General features: G+C 66.2%; 16 protein-coding genes and 2 pseudogenes. 8 read left to right on the top strand and 10 right to left on the bottom strand.

Features of this window, described 5'->3' with window-relative positions; all coding sequences use genetic code 11:
- Positions 1-25: 25 nt before the first annotated feature.
- Positions 26-463: a hypothetical protein gene (locus GV068_RS16410; protein WP_229464262.1), complete on the top strand. Its 438-nt coding sequence runs from the start codon at positions 26-28 to the stop codon at positions 461-463.
- 126 nt (positions 464-589) lie between these two features.
- On the opposite strand, the gene GV068_RS16405 is transcribed toward GV068_RS16410, so the two are convergent.
- From GV068_RS16405 to folE, 3 genes and pseudogenes are all read right to left on the bottom strand, one after another.
- A complete protein-coding gene (locus GV068_RS16405; RefSeq protein ID WP_159700030.1) occupies positions 590-1,198 on the bottom strand; it encodes a phosphatase PAP2 family protein in 609 nt (202 codons plus the stop codon).
- A gap of 176 nt (positions 1,199-1,374) precedes the next feature.
- A pseudogene (locus GV068_RS16400) lies at positions 1,375-1,650 on the bottom strand (transposase); the annotation flags it as partial.
- Positions 1,651-1,852: 202 nt separating this feature from the next.
- On the bottom strand, positions 1,853-2,419 hold the full coding sequence (gene folE / locus GV068_RS16395; RefSeq protein WP_159700024.1) for a GTP cyclohydrolase I FolE: 567 nt from the start codon (positions 2,417-2,419) through the stop codon (positions 1,853-1,855).
- A 143-nt stretch (positions 2,420-2,562) separates the two neighbouring features.
- Between folE and GV068_RS16390 the strand changes: the two genes are divergently transcribed.
- A complete protein-coding gene (locus GV068_RS16390) occupies positions 2,563-3,417 on the top strand; it encodes a hypothetical protein (RefSeq protein WP_159700021.1) in 855 nt (284 codons plus the stop codon).
- A 7-nt stretch (positions 3,418-3,424) separates the two neighbouring features.
- Here the strand turns inward: GV068_RS16390 and nudC are convergent, their stop codons facing one another.
- A complete protein-coding gene (gene nudC / locus GV068_RS16385) occupies positions 3,425-4,246 on the bottom strand; it encodes an NAD(+) diphosphatase (protein WP_159705118.1) in 822 nt (273 codons plus the stop codon).
- Between the two features lie 184 nt (positions 4,247-4,430).
- On the opposite strand from nudC, the gene GV068_RS16380 reads away from it, so the two are divergent.
- The 4 genes and pseudogenes from GV068_RS16380 (at position 4,431) to GV068_RS16370 (ending at position 8,582) form a co-directional block, all read left to right on the top strand.
- On the top strand, positions 4,431-6,110 hold the full coding sequence (locus GV068_RS16380; protein ID WP_159700018.1) for a carbamoyltransferase C-terminal domain-containing protein: 1,680 nt from the start codon (positions 4,431-4,433) through the stop codon (positions 6,108-6,110).
- Positions 6,107-6,862 (top strand): annotated as a pseudogene (locus tag GV068_RS25495) (N,N-dimethylformamidase beta subunit family domain-containing protein); the annotation flags it as partial. The gene GV068_RS16380 and the pseudogene GV068_RS25495, both read left to right, overlap by 4 nt.
- Before the next feature lie 61 nt (positions 6,863-6,923).
- Positions 6,924-7,487, top strand: a complete 564-nt coding sequence (locus GV068_RS25245) for a N,N-dimethylformamidase beta subunit family domain-containing protein (protein ID WP_229464260.1) — start codon at positions 6,924-6,926, stop codon at positions 7,485-7,487.
- 42 nt (positions 7,488-7,529) lie between these two features.
- Entirely contained in the window at positions 7,530-8,582 is a 1,053-nt protein-coding gene (locus GV068_RS16370) for a glycosyltransferase family 9 protein (RefSeq protein ID WP_159700015.1), read from the top strand.
- 337 nt (positions 8,583-8,919) lie between these two features.
- Here GV068_RS16370 and GV068_RS16365 read toward each other — a convergent pair whose 3' ends face one another.
- The 6 genes from GV068_RS16365 to GV068_RS16340 all read right to left on the bottom strand — a co-directional run bounded on the left by GV068_RS16365 (position 8,920) and on the right by GV068_RS16340 (position 15,032).
- On the bottom strand, positions 8,920-10,029 hold the full coding sequence (locus GV068_RS16365; protein WP_159700012.1) for a glycosyltransferase family 9 protein: 1,110 nt from the start codon (positions 10,027-10,029) through the stop codon (positions 8,920-8,922).
- Positions 10,026-10,880 (bottom strand): glycosyltransferase family 2 protein, encoded by an 855-nt coding sequence (locus GV068_RS25240; RefSeq protein ID WP_159700009.1) that lies wholly within the window; start codon positions 10,878-10,880, stop codon positions 10,026-10,028. The genes GV068_RS16365 and GV068_RS25240 overlap by 4 nt, the downstream gene beginning before the upstream one ends.
- Entirely contained in the window at positions 10,881-11,507 is a 627-nt protein-coding gene (locus GV068_RS25235; RefSeq protein ID WP_159700006.1) for a DUF4254 domain-containing protein, read from the bottom strand.
- A 198-nt stretch (positions 11,508-11,705) separates the two neighbouring features.
- Positions 11,706-12,860, bottom strand: a complete 1,155-nt coding sequence (locus tag GV068_RS16350) for an MFS transporter (protein ID WP_159700003.1) — start codon at positions 12,858-12,860, stop codon at positions 11,706-11,708.
- Between the two features lie 522 nt (positions 12,861-13,382).
- Complete coding sequence (locus GV068_RS16345; protein WP_159700000.1) at positions 13,383-13,808, bottom strand: organic hydroperoxide resistance protein; 426 nt, start codon at positions 13,806-13,808, stop codon at positions 13,383-13,385.
- Positions 13,809-14,021: 213 nt separating this feature from the next.
- A complete protein-coding gene (locus GV068_RS16340) occupies positions 14,022-15,032 on the bottom strand; it encodes a LacI family DNA-binding transcriptional regulator (RefSeq protein WP_159699997.1) in 1,011 nt (336 codons plus the stop codon).
- A 235-nt stretch (positions 15,033-15,267) separates the two neighbouring features.
- Here GV068_RS16340 and GV068_RS16335 point away from each other — a divergent pair, with 235 nt between their 5' ends.
- Together GV068_RS16335 and GV068_RS16330 are read left to right on the top strand one after the other, a co-directional pair.
- On the top strand, positions 15,268-17,703 hold the full coding sequence (locus tag GV068_RS16335) for a TonB-dependent receptor (RefSeq protein WP_159699994.1): 2,436 nt from the start codon (positions 15,268-15,270) through the stop codon (positions 17,701-17,703).
- Positions 17,704-17,768: 65 nt separating this feature from the next.
- Positions 17,769-19,118, top strand: a complete 1,350-nt coding sequence (locus tag GV068_RS16330; RefSeq protein WP_159699991.1) for a GH1 family beta-glucosidase — start codon at positions 17,769-17,771, stop codon at positions 19,116-19,118.
- The last annotated feature ends 8 nt before the right edge of the window (positions 19,119-19,126 follow it).

Below are 19,126 nucleotides of genomic sequence, written 5' to 3'. Positions count from 1 at the left end.
GCATCATTTGACAACGGAACCGCCAATGCGCAAGCTCTTCTCCCTGCCCGTCCCCCTTGCGGCCCTGCTGGCGCCGCTGCTGCTGGCCGGCTGTGTCAACGACACGGCCAGCTACCAGATCGACGGCAAGGACCGTTCGCTGACCCTGCGCGTGGTGCAGGATTATTTTTGGAGCAAGAACGTGGGGCTGCGCCTGACCGCCACCCGCATGCCGGACTGCATGCGCCAGCTGAACCTGGGTGAGGTAACCCTGTCGGGACTGGACATCGAGCTGTTCGCGAGCGGTCCGAACGTGTACACGCTGCGCTCGGGCGAGGAGGTGTGGCAGGTCGACACCCAGGCCTGTACCGAACTCGAGGCGCCGGAAGCGAATGCGGTCACCGGCCAGGCGCTGGGCAGCTTCCACATCGACGAGCACGACAAGCTGGTATTCGAAGCGGCGACGGCGCCTTCGGCGGAATAAAGAACAGGGTAGAAAGCGCGGCCGGCACGGAAACCCGCCCACGCTTCCTGCGTGCGTTGGATCCCCTCGCACCGACGCAGGTGGCGACCAGTACATTGCCGGCCGCGCTTCCTACCCGGACCTTTCTCAGGGGCGCAACCAGCCGCGCCCGATCGGTACCGCCAGCACCCGGCGGTACATGCCTTCCGTTACCGGCAACAACCTGGCGCAGGCGGCGCGCAGGGCCGGCGTACTCATCAGCCATGCCATCGCGGCCGACATTACCAGCGCGCCCGCCATGTCCTTCGGCCAATGCACGCCCAGGTAGACCCGCGACCAGGCCACCACCAGCGCCAGAGGCAGCAGAATCCAGCCGATCCGGCGCGCCTCCTGCACGCGGCTGAAGGCCAGCACCAGGGCTACCGAGAAGATGCTGGTGGCGTGGTCGCTCGGGAAGGAGCTGTCCGGATCGTGCAGCAGGAAGGTATGGCCGACCTCGAGCACGAATGGGCGCGGGCTGTACCAGAAGTGGCCGATCAGGTTGTTCAGGGTGAGCGCGCAGACCGCGGCGATGAGGGCGCGGAGGGCGACCTCGCGCGCAGGCCTGGCGCCGCCCATCCACAGCATCACGAGCGAGAGCGGCACCACGAAAATCAGCCATTGGGCGGCGAAGATAGCACTCAGCAATTGCCAGCCGGCGAGGCCAGCCTGCGCATTGAGGGCCGAGAACAGGAGGAGGTTGAGGTGCTCGATCATGGTGCCGGCCCACAGATAAATTATTGATAATTTTTCTTTAGCTTAGCCGAACGCGGCCGGCGCACATTTCGAGAAAGTGCAACAGATTGTGACAATGTCGTGTCAATGGCGTTAACAACTGCCGTAGCTCAATGACGGTTGAGCAGTCGGCGCAGCTGGGCCAGCTCGACATCGCGCCCGGATTTCTCGAGCACGCTTTCCAGCAGGGTACGGTCGCCGTCGCGCAGCATGGTCCACTGGGTGAAGTATTCGTGCACCGTGCGCCATGGGGGAAACCCGGGCGGCATGCTGCGCCAGGTGGCGCCGGTATGGAGGAAATACAGGACGGCGCAGAACACGTCGTACAGGTCGTGCTTGCGCGGGCGGGTCTTGCGCCGCGCCGCTTCCAGCATGCCGCGTACGGGCTCAAACTGTTCGCGAGAAATATCGCTGGGATAGGCCGGACGGTCCATGGCGCCCTCCGAAAATAACTTGGAGGGTGGCGATCCGGAACAGGTTCCAAGACAAACCCGGCCCTCGCGGAGGGCTTCTAGATTTTAGAGCGTCTAATAAACCCCCAGGGCAAGGCGGATCGCCGCAGCGGCGGACCGCGAAGACAGTACCTTAGTACGGCGAGACGATCCAACACCGCCATGGGGGAATTGTTAGGCGCTCTTAATCCCTTGCGAGCGCCAGGAACTCAGTGCGCAGCGCCAGGTTCGGCTGCAGTTCGCCCAGCAGGGCGGAGGTGATGGTCTCTTCGCCGATGGCGCGGATGCCGCGGCTTTCCATGCACATGTGGCGGCACTTGACGACCACGCCCACTGCCTTCGGTTCCAGCACTTCCATCAGCGCGTTGGCGATCTGGATCGTCATGCGTTCCTGCACCTGCAGGCGCTTGGAGAAGATGTCGACCAGGCGGGTCAGCTTCGACAGGCCGACGATCTTCCCGTTCGGCAGGTAGCCGACGGTGGCCTTGCCGAAGAAGGGCGCCAGGTGGTGTTCGCAGTGGCTGTAGACCGGGATGCCGCGCACCACGATCAGCTCGTTATATTCCTCCGCGCCATCCTCGAAGGCCTTGAGCACTTCGACGGGATCCTGGTCATAGCCCGAGGTCCAGTGTTTCCAGGCCTTCGCCACGCGCGCCGGCGTCTCATGCAGGCCCGGACGATCAGGATTCTCGCCCAGGCTGGCCAGCAGGCGGCGCCAGTCGTGTTCGGTGAAAGCTTCTTTGTCAGACATGGTGAACCTTAAAAAATCGATTGCCGCAAGTATATAGAAAATGCGGGGAAGGCACCGGGCGCTGCCGGTTTATTGAGCAAAGTTAATGTGTCCCTGCCAAGCGCCGGTAGCGTGGAAGCTGGTTCCTCGCCTGGGAGATCGCCATGTTCGGCAGCACCGTCCTCGAAGTCGCCATCGGCCTGACGTTTTGCTACGGCATCCTGGCGCTGGTCGTCAGTACCCTACAGGAAGCGCTGGCGGCGGCCTTCAGCCTGCGCGCCAACATGCTGCTCGCTGCTATCAAGCGCATGCTCGACGACCCGCGCTGCGAAGCGCTGGCGCAGAGCCTGTACGACCATCCGCTGGTCAATCCACACGGCAGCACGCAGGCCCGCCGTCCGCTTTCAGTAAAACCATCCTACATCGAACCGGCGCACTTCGCGATCGCGCTGCTGGATTCGCTGCGCAGCAACCCGGCGATTCCGCTGCAGGCGGCGATCGAAGCCCTGCCCGACGAGCAGGTCAAGCGCGTGCTGCTGGCCCTGTACCGCCAGTCGAGTGGCGACCTGCAGCGCTTCCAGGAAGGCATCGCCGGCTGGTTCAACAGCGCGATGGAGCGCCTGTCCGGCGTCTACAAGCGGCGCCAGCTCCTGATTTCATTCCTGCTGGCCCTGCTGCTCACCATCCTGCTGAACATCGACAGCGTGCACCTGTTCCAGACCCTGTGGCAGAACCCGACCCTGGCGGCCCACATCAAGGCTGCGCCGACGGCGCTCGATGCGGAAGCGCTGCGCCAACTGTGGTCGCTGCCGATCGGCTGGACCAGCTTCCCACCACATTTCGACTCCGCGTTTGCCCTGCAGGTGGCGGGCTGGCTGATCACCGCCGGCACCACCCTGTTCGGCGCGCCCTTCTGGTTCGACCTGCTGCAGCGCGCGGTCCAGCTGCGCAGCACCGGCGCCAAGCCGCAAGCGCAGCCGGTCCGCACCGGGGCGGAAAGCGTGCCGGCGCAGTCCTAGAGCGCTCTCAGCGGCCTTGTGGGCGGTGCGCGTCCACTAAGACACTGGATACGGAAATGTGCGGCACCCGTTCGGGCCATTCGTCGTTCGGCCCGAACCAGCGCGCCTCGGACAGCTCGGTCGTATCGATGCGGATCTCGCCGTCCAGGTAGTCGGCGGTAAACGCCAGCATCAGCGAATGCGGGAAGGGCCAGGACTGGCTGGCGAAGTAGCGCAGGTTCTGCACCCGCAGCCCCACCTCCTCGTAAACCTCGCGGTGGATCGCCTCCTCCACCGATTCGCCCGCTTCCAGGAAGCCGGCCAGCGGTACGAAGCGCTTGGTTGGCGAGGCCAGGTGCATCGCCAGCAGCACGCTGTCGCCCTTCCTGATCAAGACCATCATCGCCGGTGAAATGCGCGGATAGGCCATGTGGCCGCAGGCCACGCATTTATAACAGCGCTCGCCCGCCGCCAGCACGGTGCCGCTGCCGCAGGCGCCGCAGAAGCGGTGGGTGCGCGCCCATTCGGCCACCTGGGCCGCGCGCGCCGCCAGGCCCAGGCGCTCCTCGTCCATGTCCGAGAACAGCGAGCGCAGGCCGCGCAGCGCATACCCCGGCGGCAGCGCCGGTTCGCTGTCGAACCAGCCGGTCTCGCAATAGCGCTCGCCGTAGAGGCCGAGCGGCTGCAGGCGCGAGGGGTCCACTTCCAGCTGGTCCAGCGTCGCGCTGTCGGGCAGCGCGAGGTCGTGCTCGCGCACCAGCAGGCGGCCGCCGTGGAACAGGAAGCTCAGGGGCGCGGGGTCGGGACGCGGTGCGAACAGCGGGGTGAAGGTGGCGGGGGTCTGGAGCATGGTCGGCATCAGGGACGGACAGGACAATGCGCCGATCATACCGCCTTTCTTCTCGCCTTACTTTCACCCCCGTCAGGGCGGCGCGGCGGCATCCAGCATTTCGGCAAACGGCGTGAACTAATCAAGGCTCATCAGGCTCAAAGATGGGCTGTTCCGAATCGCACCAAAAAACCAGGAGAAGACGATGGACGACACCCCCGTTGTGCTTGGTATCAACCGGACGCAGGACGCCAGCATCTGCCTGATGCACGGCTCGCACCTGGCCTGGGCCATCCAGAAGGAACGTCTCACACGACGCAAGCACCACTGGGGTAAACCCGGCGACCTGCGCGAGCATTACCTGCCGCGCCTGCCAGGCCTCGAACGCCCGGTCGACATCGTGGTCGAGTGCTTCTCGTCCGACGAAGAGATCCGCAGCCTGCCCCAATACGAAGAAGAGCTGGCCGCCAGCCTCGCGCTGGCCCGCGGCAACCGCCGCGCGCGCATCTCGCACCACCTGGCGCACCTGTACAGCGTGTTCCATCCATCTCCCTTCGACGAAGCCGCGGTGATGGTCATCGACGGCCAGGGCAGCCCCGTGTCCGACTTCACCGAGGCCTGGAGCGGCGCCGCCGATACGCCCGGCGACTGGCGCGAGGTCTCGTCCTTCTATAGCGCCACGCGCGGCGGCATCCGTTGCATCGGCAAGCAGGTCTGGGACCGAGACGACGCCCGCCTCGTCGGCCTCGGCATGTTCTACTACCTGCTGACGCAGGCGATTTTTCCGGGCGAAGGCAACGAGGGCAAGGTCATGGGCCTGGCGCCCTACGGCGACCCGGCGGCCCTCGGCCTGCCCGCGCTCGAAGTCGAGGGCATGGCGGTCGGCATCCCGTCCGCGTGGCGCTCGCTGCTGCGCGAGCGCAGCCGCTTCCGCTTCGGCAGCGCCGAGTCACGCTTCACCGACAGCGCCAACCTGGCGGCGGCAGGGCAGCGCGCCTTCGAGGATGCCCTGCTCGCGCTGGCGCACTGGCTGTACCGCCAGACCGGGGCCGAGCACCTGTGCTTCGCCGGCGGCACTGCGCTGAACTGCTCCGCCAACGAACGCCTGCTGCGCGAGACCCCGTTCCGGCGCGTGTTCCTGCCGCCGGCGCCGAGCGACGCCGGCACCGCGCTGGGCTGCGCCATCTACGGCCTCACCGAACTGGCGGTCCGTCCCTGCGACTTCCGCTGGAGCGCCGACTACCTCGGCCCGCCGCCCCAGCTGGCCGACATCGAAGCGGCGCTCGACGGCGCCGCCGACCTGGTCATCGAACGCCCGCGCGGCCGCGACGCCCTGTGCGCGCGCATGCTCGACCTGCTGTGCACGGGCCGCGTGATCGGCCTGTACCAGGGACGCAGCGAATTCGGCCCGCGCGCGCTGGGACACCGCAGCATCCTCGCCGATCCGCGCCGCGACCGCATCCGCGACTGGATCAACGCGCGCGTCAAGCAGCGCGAATGGTTCCGCCCACTGGCGCCGGTGGTGCCGGAAGAGCGCGCGGCCGCCTATTTCGACGTGGCCGGGGCTTCGCCCTTCATGCAGTTCGCCGCGCCGGTGCGGCCGGAGGTCGCGCCCATGCTGCCCGCCATCACCCATGTGGACGGCACCGCGCGCCTGCAGACTGTCGGCCCCGCCGACGACCCGCTGCTGCGCGCCCTGCTGGCCGGCTTCGAGGTGCGCACCGGGGTGCCGGTGCTGCTCAACACCTCGTTCAACGGCAAGGACGAACCCATCGTCGAAACGCCTTTCGAGGCCGTGGCCGCGTTCCGGCAGATGCCGCTGCACGCGCTGGCGATCCCACCCTTCCTCGTCACCAAGCGCAGCGAGCCGGAGCTGCCGGTATGATCCGGGCCTACCCGGGCCGTCCCAGCGTGCAGGCAGGCGACACCCTGCAGCTGCACGTGGCGGGCGACGAAGCCCGCTTCCGGATCGCCATCTACCGCTGGGAGCACGGGCTAACGCCCGTGCGGCTGGGTGGCATGCCGCGCGGGGGCTGGCTGCGCGCCGAGCAGCTGCCCGACGGCCGCCCCGACGAGGACTGGGGGTGGCCTGCCTACCCGGTCGAGACCGGGAACGACTGGCCCTCGGGCGTCTACCTGGCCCACCTCGAAGTACCGCAGGGCGGCGAGCTGCGGCTATCCGCCGATTCGGCCGCCGCGCTGTTCGTGGTGCGCGCCAGGGCCAGCCAGGCGATCCTGTACAAGCTGCCGGTCGCCACCTGGCATGCCTACAACTGCTCCGGCGGCGGCTGCTTCTACACCAATCCGCCCCGCTCGCAGCAGCCGCCCGGCGCCCGCGTCTCGCTGCGCCGTCCCGGCGGCGGCATCGGCGGCGCCACCTGGGGCGCACCGGACCACTACGACTGGCGCTCGCCGCGCCAGACCTTCGCCCACTGGGACGCGCGCTTCATCCGCTGGCTCGCACGCAGCGGCTACGCCGTCGACTTCTGTACCGATATCGACATCCATGCGCAGCCCGCGCTGCTGCAGGATTACCGCCTGCTGGTCAGCGTGGGCCACGACGAATACTGGACCGAAGACACGCGCGACGCGGTGGAAGACTTCGTGGCCGACGGCGGCAACCTGGCCCTGTTCGGCGCCAACCTGTGCTGGTGGCGTCCTACGCGGCCCGATCCCCCTGGTCGACGACGCCACCGCGATGGTGTGCCACCAGGGCGGCAAGCATGGCGCCTGGGACCACTGGTGGCCCGCCAGCGGCGCCGGGCGGCCGGAAGACGCCCTGAGCGGCGCCAGCTACTGCCATGGCGGCGGCTGGTGGGACGGCCCGCGCGAGACCACCGGCTTCATCGTCCAGCAGTCCGGACATTGGGTCTTCGATGGCACCGGCCTGGCGCGTGGCGATGCGCTCGGCGCCGACACCTGGCCGCCCTTGCCGGGCTACGAATGCGACGGGGTGCCGGTCGACCACATCGGATCGGACGGCATCGCCACCCTCTCGGCCTGGCGCGACGAGGCCGGGACGCAGGACGGCTACCAGCTGCTTGCCGCCTGTCCGCTGGACCGGCGCTGGCAGGAGCTGCCGCCGCGCGAGCGCCACGGCGCGGGCGAAGGCATCCATGTCGCGGCGATGGGCATGTTCCGCCACGGTGGCACTGTGTTCTCCGCCGGCACCACGGACTGGGCCCAGGTGCTGGGCGATGCGCGCGACCGCAGGGTCGACCGGATCACGCGCAATGTCCTTGATCGTTTATCCCGGGCGTGAACCGACCCCTTGCCTGCCTCATGCCAGACTTCCGGAGCACACATGACTCGACGTCCGTTCCTGCATCATCATGAAATTCGCAGCGTCATCGTCTTTCGCGCCCTGCAGCTGGGGGACATGCTGTGCGCGGTGCCCGCCCTGCGCTCACTGCGCGCGGCCCTGCCCGAGGCCAGGATCGTTCTCACCGGACTGCCCTGGGCGGCGCAGTTCGCGCAGCGCTTCGACAAGTACATCGACGAATTCCTTCCCTTCCCGGGACACCCGCTGCTGCCCGAGCAGCCGGTGCGCCACGAGGAACTCACGTCCTACTATGCTTCCATCTGCGACCGCGGCTTCGACCTGGCGCTGCAGCTGCACGGCAGCGGCGACGTCAGCAACCATATCGTCGGCGGATTCGGCGCCAGCGCCATGGCCGGCTTCACGCGCGGCGAAGCGAGCCAGAGCGAGCGCACCCTGCTCGTGCCCTACCCCAACATGGGCTCGGAGCAGGAACGGCTGCTGGCGCTGCTGGACCGGCTGGGCGCACCCTTCGCCGGCGCGGAACTCGAGTTCCCGCTGAAGCGCGAGGACATCGAGGAACTCGAAGCCAGCAAGGTCGCTCCCGATCTCGAACCCGGCAACTACATCTGCATTCATCCCGGCGCGCGCAAGCGCGACAAATGCTGGCCACCAGGGTGCTTCGCCGAGGTCGCCGACCAGCTCAGGCATGAGTTCGGCTTCGACACCGTGCTCACCGGTTCCGCCGACGAAGCCCCGCTGGCGCGCGCGGTGGCCCAGCACATGCGCACACCGGCAATCGAAGCGGCGGCGCCGATTTCGATCGGGGCGATGGCCGCATTGATGAGCCGGTCGCGGCTGCTGATCTGCAACGACACGGGGGTTTCGCACATCGCCGCCGGCCTTGGACTGAACAGCGTAGTGGTGTTCAGCAAGGCCGACATCGCCCGCTGGGCGCCGACCGACCGCCTGCGCCACCGCTGCATCTGGGATCCCGCCGCCGAGCGCTCCGCCGTCGTCCTCCAGCACGCGCGCGCCCTGCTTACCGGAACGGCCCCAAGCGGCCAGCGCGCGGCTGGGATGTGGCCGTATTGGTGAGGCCGAGGCGCAGCCTGGATATCGTCTTATTAGTCGAGGCGAGGCGCAGCAAGAACCTGGATCATTGATGAAGTCGCGGCGAGCCTGGAACTGGCGTTAGTGGTGAAGTCGGGGCGAGCCTGAGCCTGGCGCTAGTGGTGAAGTCGCGCCTTCAGGACCTTGGCCTGATTGGTGAAGTCGCGGCTGCGCCGGGATATGGATTCGCCGGTAATGGTCGAGGCGCCCTGCCGTCTGTGACGACGGTCCATGCGGCTGAGTTCGAGACGCCCCGGAGCTCGGGCTGTTCAATGCCTCGAGAGTGCACCGGCTACGAAAGGTGGTGTTGCCGTGGCCGCGTTCAAATGCGGGATGCGATTCCCGGACAACCATCGTGTGGATTCCATACCCGCAGCTGCGACAGCGCATGCCCCAGCACTTCATCGACCGCGACCTCGTCCACGAAGCTCTCCTGGTGCGCGCAGCGCGATGCGCGGTTGTCGGCACCGCACACCGTGCATCGCACCTGCGCCGACACGGCGGCCCGCAGCAGCCCGGGACGTAGCGGTGCGCCGTCGACCAGGTTAGTGTGCCAGAAGATGCCGACCGCGGGCGTGCCGATCGCCAGCGCCAGGTGCAGCGGGCCAGTGTCGTTCGACACCACCAGCGCCGCACGCTCGAGCACGCCGCACAGGCCGCCTAGCCCAAGCCTGTCCGCAAGATCCAGGGCCGGATGACGCATGCCCGTCACCACTTGCCGTACCAATGCCGCCTCCTGGGGCGTTCCGTTGACGGCGACCAGCGCTCCCCGCGCCGCCAGCGCATCGCCGACGGCGGCAAACCGTTCAGGAGGCCAGCAGCGGCGCGCATCGGACGATCCCGGCTGAAGCAGCACCAGCGGACGGTCCGGACCTGGCGGCAGGACCTGCGCCGCCGCCGCACGGTCTGCCGGCGTTACCGCCAGTTCGCTTGGCATCCACGGGAGCGTGGCCCCCGCCAGGGCGGCGATCTCCAGCAGCGCCAGGCGCCGGTTCGCAGGTTCCACGTGGGGCACCCAGCGGTCGAGAGGCGCCGCGCCATCCGCACGCGCACCGATACTCAGGCGCCCGTTAAGCCGCTTGGCGAAGGGATTCGAACTCGCTCCTCCGCCATACATCTGCGCCACGATATCGAAACGCTCATCCCGCATGCGCGCGACGAAGTGCTCGACGGCAGCAGCATCGGCAGCATCGTCCGCCAGCCCACCCACGCCGGGAACGGCCGGCATCGCGACGACCCGGTCGACCGGTCCCGGCCGCCCTTGCAGGAATTGCGCATGCCATTCCTTGCCCAGGAAGACCAGCTCGGCCTTGGGATAAGCATGCTTCAGCGCATGCAGTGCCGGCAGGGAGAAAACGAAATCGCCGACGGCATTCGGCCGCAGTACGGCGATCTTTTTCACCCCGCCCAGCCGCTGCGGATCTGCACTCATGGCCGGACCTGTGCAGCTGATGCATGCTCCTGCTGGTCGCCCTGCGCCAGCAAGGCCCAGGGCGCGTCGACTTCGCGCTGCTTCAGCGTCGTCGGCAGCTCCATGTGATAGGCGCCGGAGGGCAGCATGCCGCAGCCGCCGAAGCGCTCCATGACGCGTAGCTGGGCCAGTACGTCTTCGCCGCAGTGCTCGGCCGGCAGCGCGGGCCAGAAGTCGAAGCCGCCCGCGACGCGCAGCCTGGCGGTGTCGAACAGCACGCAGCCGCCTACCCAGGCCACCCGGTAGGCGCGCGGCGCTTCGGCCGGCACGCCGAGGCGGCGCTGCAGGTGGAACAGGTTGGCCGCGCTGTGCAGGTGGTGGCGTGCCCAGGCGCTGTCGCCGGGCCGCACGGTCTCCGGGGCGACGCGTCCATCCCAGAACGTGACGCTCTCCTGCGCCGGCCGCTCCTGCCCCAGGTAGCTCAGGCCATGCACTGCGCTGCCGGCGAAACCGCAGCCCTGCCCTACGAGCAGGCGGTGCAGGCGGCCCACCAGGTCCGGCTCGAGGATGACGTCGTCGTCGAGGAACAGGCAGTAAGGCGCGTGCGCCTGCGCCAGCAGAAAGGCGCGCTGCTCCGCCATGCCGCGCCGCGGCAGGTGGTGCCAGGTCTCGACCGGAATCCCCCGCGCCCGCAGGTAGCGCAACACGGCCACCACCTCGGGCTGGCCCAGGGCGCTCGCGCCCGCCGTCTGGTCGGACACCACGATGCGCAGGTCGGGGTAGTCCTGTGCGCCGACCGCGGTGAGCGTCACTGCCAGCGCCGCCGGCCGGCCACACGTCGGGACGAGTATGTCGATGCGCGGCCGGTCCATTCAGCTCCCCGCCGGCATGGTGCCGCCCACGGGCTGCCCGTACAGGTAGGGATTGAGCGCGGGATCGTTGTACATCTTGAACTGGCGATAGACCTTGAAGTAGGCTTGGCCCGCGGCGGCCTCGCGCAGCAAGCCGTCGAGACAGGCGGCGAGATCGTGGCGCTGGGTGATCAGGCGCTGCAGCCGGGCGCTGCACGCCTGCACGTGGGCCTGGCCGGCATCGCTGCGCTCGGTCTGCAGGCGCATGTGGTGCATCTTGAGCGACAGGATCGACAGCCGGTCCATCATCGCGCCCGGCGTCTCGCTCGACAGGCGCGCGCCGGGACCGGGCTCGATGCGGTCCAGCGCGGCAAGCAGGGCTTCGTCGATGGCTTCGACCGCGTCGTTGCGCTGCTGGTTGTAGCGGTCGATCAGGCGCTTGCTGGTGGCGATCGCGGCGGCGGGAACGTCGACCCGGCGTGCGCGGTCTTCTTCCTGCCACAGCAGGCAGTTGAAATGGTGGTTGGCGCTGATGGCGCGCCAGATCCCGGCAAGCTCGGCTGCACCGTGCAGGGCCGGCCAGTCGGGTTGGGCGAGCTCGGCATCGTGGAAGCGCGTTACCGCGGCCGCATCGACAGTGCTGGACATGAGGTCTCCTCTCCGTATCGCTGCATGGTTGGAGAGGGCGCGCGCGGCGAAGTTCGGCGAATGCCGGGGCTGGCTTGGGCTAGCGCAAACGGCCGCCGCCAGGCGAAAAAAAACGCAGACGGCGCTCGGCGCGGTCTGCGTTGGAAAGCCGGCTTGCGCCGTGCGAGGACGGTGTGCCGGCCGAAGCCGGCAAAAACATTACTTCAGCAGTTTGGTACGGCTTGCCACAAAAGCGATGACCAGCGACAGCATGCCGACGTAGGAGATCGCTGCCTGCATGCCGACGAAGTGAGCAACGGCGCCGATCACCGGCGGGCCCATCAGGCTGCCGCTGTAGGCCATGCTGGCGACGGCGGCCAGGGCCATCGGGCCTTGTGCGCCGGCTGCGCTGAACACGAAGGGGAACAGCAGGGACAGGCCGAGGCCCGCGATCGCGAAACCGCCCAGGGCGACGTAGGCGTTCGGCGCCAGCACGGCGAAGAACAGGCCGGCTGCCGAGACCATCGAGCCGATGGTGACCAGGCGCTGGGCGCCGAAGCGCACTTTCATCTTGTCGCCGACCATGCGCGACAGCAGCATCATCACCGAGAAGGCCGACAGGGCCAGCGGCGCCAGGCCGTCCGATGCGCCGAAGTGCTCTTTCAGGAACACGCCGCTCCAGTCGGCAATGCTGCCTTCCGACATCGAACCCAGGAAGCCCAGCAGACCCAGCAGTGCCAGCGGACCGCGCGGCAGCGAGAACGATTTCTTTTCGACCTTTTCGACGCTGTCGTCGGCATTCATCATGCTGAATGCACCCCACAGGACCACGGCCAGCGGACCGGCCAGCATCAGGAAGTGGGTGCCTGGTGCAATCTTCATGCTGGCCATCAGGCTGCCGAGGGTGGCGCCCGCCAGGCCGCCGGCGCAGCCGATACCGTGCAGCATCGACAGTTCCGACTTGCCGGTCAGCTTTTCACGCTTGGTGGCGGCCGAGTTGATGGCGACGTCGAAGGTGCTGGCGGTAATGCCCAGCATCAGGACCGACAGCATCAGGCGCGGCACGGTCGGCGCCATGCCGATCGACACCAGCACGCACAGGAGGGCCATGCCCGAGATCAGCAGCGACTTGCGCGCACCAAAGCGGCCCATCAGGAAGGACGAAATCGGATAGGACACGACGGCGCCCAGGCCGCCGCACAGCAGGACCATCGACAGCGCCGAGTGGGACACCTGCACACGCTCGGCCAGCGCCGGGATACGGCCGGCCCACGAACCCATGATCAGGCCGAACAGTGCGAACAGGACCGGCAGTGCGTACTGCTGGGTCTGCGCGAGGGAAAACGAACGTGGAGCAGAAACAGTGGTGTGCATCGAAGGAAACCGAATTGTTAAATTTTTAGGTGACTTAAAAACTGCTAACAGGCTTTGAAATGCAAACGCCAACCGAAAATAGTTGGCGTCGAAAGCTGATGGACGGCAATTTTACCGTCAGGAAAAAATCTGTGTTTGCCGCGCGGAAAAAAATTTGTCGCTGTTGTTTTGAGTCGACGCCAAGATGGCAACTGTGTTGGCGGATGACTATGAATCCCTTCGGCAAACACAGCGAATCGCGCCAAAAGCGTGCAGATAGCTGTCAAATACTGTTGAGTTAGCGCCGTATTGACATTGCGGCACAGTGGCATAGTCGTCTATTTCCGGATGCTGAAAATACGCGCGAACTGATCAACCGGGCAAAAAAATAGGCGGGAAATGCGAACTCAGCATTATGCTGAATTCGCATTTCCCGCCATAAGCAATCCCTTTCCGGAATCGCCGTTTAGCGCATCAAATTGTTAAATATAGGGATCGCGAATATGCGGCATACACAGCGCGCATTTCTCCCGCTTTCATTAATTAGATGAGTTCCAGGGTGACGTCGATATTGCCGCGGGTCGCGTTCGAATACGGGCAGACGATGTGCGCACGCTCGACCAGGGTGCGCGCTTCCTCTTCCGGCACGCCAGGCAGGCTGATCTGCAGCGTAACTTCGATGCCAAAGCCGGTCGGGATCGGGCCGATGCCGACACTGCCCTGCACCGAGACGTCCGGCGAGATCTTCAGTTTGTCTCTAGCCGCCACGAACTTCATCGCGCCCAGGAAGCAGGCCGAGTAGCCGGCAGCGAACAGCTGCTCGGGATTGGTGCCGTCGCCGCCGGCGCCGCCCAGTTCCTTCGGGGTCGACAGTTTGACGTCGAGTGCATTGTCGGACGAGACGGCACGGCCATCGCGGCCGCCGGTGGCCTTGGCGCTTGCACGGTAGAGGACTTTTTCGATTGCCATGGTGATGCTCCTTTGCTGGTTGCGGGCTGCTGCCCGGTTGTTTTAACTCGATTAAATAGCGCACTACTTATATGCACTTGTTTGATGCTGATGTGGCAGCCATCTGGATCTGCTCCGTCTTCGCTGCCATGGACGGAATATTACATAGCGCGCTATTTAATTGCAAGCGATTTTTATTGAACGCTTCGAATGAAGTCGAAGCGTCAGCCGCGATCAGATGCGCCGCACCGATTCCCGCACGATCAGGCTCAGCGCCGGCATGTCCATCTCCGGCTGCTCGTGGCCCAGCATGCCCAGCATCATGCGGCCGATGTTGGTGCCGACTTCGTACAGCGGCTGGCGCACCGTGGTGAGCGGCGGCGTCGTGTACATCGAGCTATGCAGGTCGTCGAAGCCGACGATCGAGATATCGTCCGGCACCCGGATGCTGCGGCGGTACAGCGCCAGCCGTGCGCCATAGGCGGTCAGGTCGTTGCTCGCGAAGATCGCGGTAAAGCGCTGGTTCGAGGCCAGCAGCTGGTTCACCGCCAGCAGGCCGCCCGATTCCTGGAAGTCGCCCGGCACGATCAAGCCCTTGTCGACCTCGATCTTGTGCCTGGCCAGCGTGTCGCAATAGCCGGCCAGGCGCGCACGCGCATCCTCGTGGTCGGCCGGACCGGTGATCATCGCGATGCGGCGGTGTCCCTGCTCGACCAGGAACTCGACCGCTTCGCAGGCGCCGCGGTAGTTATCGAGCCCGAAGCTCAGCACGCGCTCGCCCGCCACCTTGCGCCCGAAGGCAACGATCGGCACGCGCCGCGAGAAGTCCAGGATTTGGCTGTCGCTCATGTTCCCGGTCAGGATGGCCACGCCGTCGACACGGCGCGCGATCAGGAGTTCGACCCGCTCCGCTTCCTCGTCCGCGTGCCAGTGGCCGCTCATGATCAGGAGCGCATAACCGGAGGCCTTGACCGCGTCCTCGATGCCGACCATGGCGCGGTTGAAGTAACCGCTCTCCAGTGACTGGGTGAGTACGCCGATGGTGCGCGTGCTGCCCATCTTCAGACTCTGGGCCAGGCGGTTCGGCTTGTAGTTGAGTTCTTCGATGACGCGCTCGATGGTGCGGCGCTTCTCGTCGGCGACCTTGGCGGTGCCATTGAGGAAGCGCGACACCGTGGCGGGAGACACACCGGCCGCCTGGGCAACCTGGTTCAGGGTAGTCGTGCTGCTCTCGTCGTTTTTCATGAATGCGTTCGCTATGCAAGGGCCGATACGTCGAGCTTAACACGCCATGAAAATCTTTCATAGATTTGACGGCACTGGTTTACGAACAGCTGTTCGTTAACTTTTTCAAAATTTTGTTTGACTTCTTATCAGGAGCAGATTTAGCATGAAATCGTTTTCAAGAATTATGAAACCGTTTTCTTGAAACGCATGCATTAGATCAATAAAACTCAAAAATTCGAATATTGGAGACAGCATGAACACCTTCGCACCGCAGCGCCGGCGCTTCGCCCCCATTCACCTTGCCGTGCTTGCCCTCGTGGCAGGTATCGGGAACGCGTCCGCCCAGACCGCTCCCGACATGGCGCGTCCGGGCGAGACCGCGCCCGGCCCGGCAGCCACCGCGCCCTCCGGCGCAATCGACAGCAATGGCATGGCCGAAGTGATCGTCACCGCGACCAAGCGTTCCACTTCGCTGCAAAAGACCCCGATCGCGATCACCGCGCTGTCCGCCGCGACCCTGGCCGACAACCATGTGCAGACCATGCTTGACGTGGTGCAGCTGGTTCCGGGCTTCCAGGCCACCGCCCAGGGCGACCACGGTGTCACCACCATGACCCTGCGCGGCATTGGCAACGACAGCGCCAAGACCCAGTACGCCGACCCGGAAGTCGCCTCGTTTGTCGACAACGTCTACTCGCCGCGTGCGGAAGGCGCCACCGCCCTGATGTTCGACGTCGAGGGCATCGAAGTGCTGCGCGGCCCGCAGGGCACGCTCTGGGGCCGCAACTCCACCGTCGGCGCGGTCAACATCCAGACCATCAAGCCGGAACTGAACAGCCGCAGCGGCTATGTCGAAGGCGGCGTCGGCGACTACAACCGCTATGGCATGCGCGGCGCCGTCAACGTGCCGCTGTCCGATACCGCCGCCCTGCGCTTCGCCGTGGTCCACGAGCAGCACGACGGCTACGTCGACTATCAGAAATTCCCGGGCGTGCCGCTCGACCAGCAGCGCGCCGCCTACCTCGCCGCCGGCGGCGCCGCAGCGGCCTTCCGTCCGATCGACCCGAACCAGTGGGCTGTCGGCGACAAGAAATACAATGCCCAGGACCAGAGCGCCGCCCGCATCAGCCTGCTGTGGCAGATCACGCCGGCACTGCGCTGGAACGTCGCCTACGAAAAATTCGACGACCGCGGCACCCCCAGCGCCAACCTGATGCAGACCCCGCGCGCAGGCCAGAAGCACTGGTCGATGCTGAGCGACAGCGCGCCCTGGATCGACCGCACCAGCCACAACATCCGCAGCCGCCTGAGCTGGGACCTCAACCAGGACATGGCCCTGCACTACATCGCCGGCCTCTCCAAGTACAAGGGCACGATGCGCTTCGACCAGGACGGCGGCGCGGTGCTGCCGACCTCGGTGCGCTCGGGCGGCGTGTGGCAGGAGCACACCACCACCGATTCCGACTACCGCAGCCAGAGCCACGAGGTCTACCTGCAGTCGACCGGCGCCCGCGCCATCGACTGGCAGGTCGGCGCCTACTACGGCGGCGAGAAGAACAGCATCCGCTTCGACATTCCAATCATGAACGGCACCAAGGACAGCGGCAGCGTGGTGTGGCAAGGCTCCTTCATCCAGCCGAAGGAAACCGTCGACTCCACCGCGGCTTTTGGCCAGGCCACCTGGAACCTGTCGGACAAGCTGCACCTGACCGGCGGCGCGCGCTACACCCGCGACAAGCGCGAGAACATCGGCGGCCGTGCCTACACCTGGGCCTACAACGCCGCGGCGCCGCAGCTGCCGCTGAGTCCCTCGATCGACCCGCGCGTGCAGCCGGGCTTCAAAGAAGACGTGCCGGGCAACGACGGCAAGTTCAGCGGCAGCAAAGTCACCTGGCTGGGCCGCGTCAACTATGACCTGAACAAGGACCACATGGTCTACGCCAGCGTCTCCACCGGCTACAAGTCGGGCGGCACCCAGGACCGCGGCCTGACCTACCAGCCCGAGACCCTCACCAACTACGAGCTCGGCTCGAAGAGCTCCTTCATGGGCGGCGCGGTCAAGCTCAACAACGCCCTGTTCTACATGGACTTCAAGGACTTCCAGTTCAACTCGCCGGTGAACTTCTCGGACGGCAGCCGCGGCCTGTCCATCGAGAACGCCGAAGGAGCGGAAGTCTATGGCCTGGAATCCGAGATCGCGGCGCGCCTGTCGCCGGACGACCGCCTGTCGGTCAGCGTCGCCCTGCTCAAGACCAAGCTGGGCGCCCTGATCGCCGGCTCCAACGACTACACGCTGCCGAGTCCCTGCCTGGCCAAGCCCGAGTTCGACCGCTGCCTCGACGTCGGCGGCAATACCCTGCCGCACGCGCCGCGCTTCTCGACCACGGTGATGTACCAGCATACCTTCCGCTTCGCCAGTGGCGCGACCCTGGTGCCGCGCATCACCGCGCACTACGAGACCGATGCGGAACTCTCCGTGTTCAACCTCGGTGCGGAAGACCGCCAGGAGTCGTATGCCACCGCGGACCTCGGCCTGCGCTACCAGAACAAGGGCTGGTGGGTCGACGCGTTCGTGCGCAACGTGAACGACAAGAAGATCAAGACCAGCGCCTTCAACGGCTTCGGCCCGTGGCTGGCGCAGTACAAACCGCCGCGCACCATCGGCATCAACACCGGCTTCGATTTCTAAAGCCGTCAGCAGCGGCGGGCCCGGACACCGGCCCGCCGCCTTTTTGCAATCAAGATAAGCGTCCCATGACCAAGCGATCCTCCTTCGAATCCGAATTCGACTCCATCAACGATTTTCCTGCCGATTTCACCTGGGGCGTCGCCACCAGCGCCTTTCAGATCGAGGGAGCATCCGACGCCGATGGCAAGGGGCCGTCGATCTGGGATACGTTTTGCCAGAACCGGTCCAACATCAAGGACGCCAGCGACGGCACCGTCGCCTGTGAGCACTACCACCGCTACCGCGAGGACGTGGACCTGATGGCCGGCCTCGGCGTCGACGCTTACCGCTTCTCGATGGCCTGGTCGCGCGTCCAGCCGAACGGCAAGGGCGCCTGGAACGAACGGGGTTTCGATTTCTACGACCGCCTGCTCGACGAACTGGCCGCCAAGGACATCCGCGCCCACCTGACCCTCTACCACTGGGACCTGCCGCAGGGACTGCAGATTGATGGCGGCTGGCTCAATCGCGACACCGCGCACCGCTTCGCCGACTACGCGCATGAAGTGGCGCGCCGCTTCGGCGACCGCATCGAGGCGATCGCCACCCACAACGAACCCTGGTGCACGGCCAACCTCGGCTACGGCAACGCCCAGTTCGCGCCGGGCGTGGCGGACCTGAAGCAGTCGATCCAGGTCTCGCACCACCTTCTGCTCTCGCACGGCCTGGCGATGCGCGCCATGCGCTCCCTGAACCGGAGCGCCAAGCTGGGCATCGTCCTGAACCAGTGGACCGCCGACCCGGCCACCGACTCGCAGGCCGACCGCGACGCCGCCGCCTTCGAATACGCACGCTCGACCCAGTGGTTCATGGACCCGATCTTCAAGGGCCATTATCCGGAACTGGCGCTGCGCGGCCATGGCGCCAACGCGCCCGTCGTGCAGGAGGGCGACTTCGACATCATCCACCAGCCGATCGACTTCCTGGGCTGTAATTACTACTTCCGCGCCTGGTGCAGCACCGACAACCCGCCGAAGCCGATGCCGGGCAAGCTCGGATTCACCGACATGGGCTGGGAGATCTACCCGCAGGGCCTGCCGGAACTGCTGCTCAAGCTGAAATCCGAATACGCGCTGCCGCCGATCTACATCACGGAAAACGGCATGGCGCATGCGGACGTGGTGGCCGACGGCCACGTACACGACCAGGAACGCATTGCTTTCGTGCGCAGCCACCTGGCTGCGCTGCATGCGGCGATCGCGCAGGGCGTCGATGTGAAAGGCTACTTCCTGTGGAGCTTGCTGGATAATTTCGAGTGGAATTCCGGCTACAGCAAGCGTTTCGGCATTGTCCACGTCGACTACGCCACCCAGCAGCGCACCCTGAAGGACAGCGCGCTGTGGTACCGCGAATTCCTGGCCGCACGGCGTCGCTAGAACGCCGG

Source organism: Massilia sp. 9I, from assembly GCF_902506415.1.
Taxonomy (GTDB): Bacteria; Pseudomonadota; Gammaproteobacteria; order Burkholderiales; family Burkholderiaceae_D; genus Telluria.
The sequence above is the reverse complement of the archived record's forward strand: the minus strand, read 5'-3'. Positions and strand labels throughout refer to the sequence as shown.